General features: G+C 65.6%; 1 pseudogene. It reads left to right on the top strand.

Features of this window, described 5'->3' with window-relative positions:
- A pseudogene (locus EN879_RS31465) lies at positions 1 to 2,628 on the top strand (hypothetical protein); the annotation flags it as partial.

Here is a 2,628-nt window from a genome sequence, read left to right as displayed (position 1 = left end):
CCGATGGCGGCGTCATCACCAATGTCGATACCGGCGTGCGGCTGGGCATTGCCGGCACGCCGGGCGCCACGGCCAACGCCGAATTTACCTTCGGCGGCAATTCCAGCTCCATCTCCGGCATCACCGCCTCGCTCGATGCGCGCGGGCTCAATGAGGGCAGCGGCCACTACGCTTTCGGCACGACCGCGTTTACCGGCCCGCAACTTTACGATCTGCGCAATTACATCTTCGTTGCGGCCGGGGCTTCGGGCGGCGGCACGTCGATCACCGACCTCGCCTCGATCGAATATGCCGACAGCATTACCGCCAGCGACGCCATCATTGTCCTGGTCAACCGCGGGACAATCGACGACGCCACCGGCTTCTCGCTGAGCGACGGACAGGAACTGGCCTCGTTCGGCAACGACCGCGCGTTCTCGCTCGGCGGGGTGCCGTTGAATGTCACCGGCACCAACATCCATCATGACGAATCCATATCGGATTCAGCGGGTGCGGCGACGCTGACCAGTTCCGGCGGCGGTAATGTCGTGACGCTGGGCAACGGCAACACGCTGCTCGATTTCAACGTTTCCGGGGGTTCCGGCTCGGCGATCTACGGCCTGGGCATCAACGGCCTGACCGTCCAGGGCGTGACGGCCAGCAATGTCGGGTCCGGCCTCTACCTCAATGGTGTGACCGGCACGGTCTCGGTCGACGACCTGACCGTCCAGACCGCATCTCAAACCGGCATCGTGCTTGTCGATTCGAACGCGACCGTCGATTTCACCGGCAACACCAAGATTACCAGTGCCGCCAGCGTCGGGCTGTTCGCCAACAATTTCGACGGCATCGCCACCTTCGACGATCTCGACATCAGTGGCGGCGGCAGGGGCGTGGCCATCTGGAGCGGCTCGAGCGGCACGCTGACTTTCGCGGCCGCGAGTTCCATCACCAACACGGGCGATGTAGCCTTCAACATCAACGGTGCGGTGCCCAACGTCACCTACAACGGCACGATCGACCAGGCCAATGCGGCCAACGCGGTCAGGATCATCGGCCAGACCGGCGGCACCGCCACCTTCGGCGGCAAGATCACCGCCAGCACGGGCTCGGCCAACGCGATCGACCTGTCCGCCAACACCGGCGGCACGGTGAAATTCACCGGCGGGCTGGACCTGACCACGACGACCGGTACCGGCTTCGATGCCACCGGGGGCGGCACGATCACAGTCGCGGCCGCGGGCACGGAGCAGATCACCACCGGCACCGGCCGGGCGATCAATCTCGACGGCATCACCATCGGCACCGGCGGCATGGCGTTCGACAGCATCACGACAGGCGTTGCGACGGCCACGGCGCTCAACTTCAATGCCGTCTCGGGCGGCCAGTTCCTGGGTGGCAATGTCACTGTCGGCGGCACCGCTGCCGGCATCAACGGCCTTGCAATCAACGCTTCGTCATCGACCTTCACCATCACCAATCTGGTGGCGACCAATGTCGCGGGCACCGATGTCAGCCTGACCAACAATACGGGCTCGATCACGATCCTCGGCGGCACCATCACCAATTCGGGCGCTGGCGACGGTGTCGTCGTTTCCGGCGGCAGCGCGACAGTCGGCGTAGCGGCCAACATCTCCAGCTCGGCAACCGCGCCAGGCGCGGCGGTCAAGGTCGACGGCACCACCGGCGGCTCGGTGACCTTCAGCGGTACGGTCACCTCGACCGGCACCGGCGATCTGTTCGATGTCGGATCGACGCTGACCCCGGCCGGCGGCGCCATCAGCTTCACTGGCCCGACCTTGTCGGCGACGGGTGGCGGCGGGGCGCTTGTCAGCAGCCTCGGCGGCACCGCGACGTTGAACGTGACCGCGCCGCTGTCGATCACCAATGCCACGGGCACCGGCCTGTCCGTCACCAATGTCGCCAGCACGGCATCGGCGAGCTTTGGCGAGGTCACCGTGACGACGCCTGGCGGCACCGGCATCTTCATTGCCGACAATGGCACGGTCACCTTCGGCACAACCCAGGTTACGCTGGGAGCGGCAAGCACCGCCGGCATCGAGTTCCTCGACATCAACGAACATATCAGCTTCGGCACGACCACGATCGACGAGGTTGGCGCCAACCAGACCGGCATCGACTTCAGCGGTTCCTCGAGCGGTTCCTCGACAAGGGCCGATTTCGGCCTGACCACGATCACCGGCACCGGCAGCCTGACCTCGCGCGGCATCGACCTGTCGTCGACGACCGGCAACAAGACCATCACCTTCCTGCGCGGCTCCAGCATTTCCAATGTCGGCGTCGGCGTCGAATTGTCGTCGAGCGGCGCCACCGCGACCTCGGCCAACGCCAACTTCACCTTCGGCGACGGCACGTCCGCCGATGGGCTGCAGTCCTCCATCAGCGCCGCCGCCGGCGGCTACACCGTCAACACGATCGGGCTCGATCCGACGCTCGGCAATTATGATTTCGACGACGTCAACTTCACCGGCGCCGCCCATCTGGCCAGCGCGGTCGGTGGGACCATCATGATTTCCCAGGGCGGTGGCATCGTCCACGCCAACACGGACGGGCTCAGCGCCGACGTGACCACCTACACGGTCGCCGAGATTGCCCTGGACATTGACCGGCTGGACGGTACCGGAGGTG

Origin of the sequence: Mesorhizobium sp. M7A.F.Ca.AU.002.02.1.1 (assembly GCF_003998535.1) — a bacterium.
Classification (GTDB): Bacteria; Pseudomonadota; Alphaproteobacteria; order Rhizobiales; family Rhizobiaceae; genus Mesorhizobium; species Mesorhizobium ciceri.
This window is presented reverse-complemented; position numbering and strand designations above follow the sequence as displayed.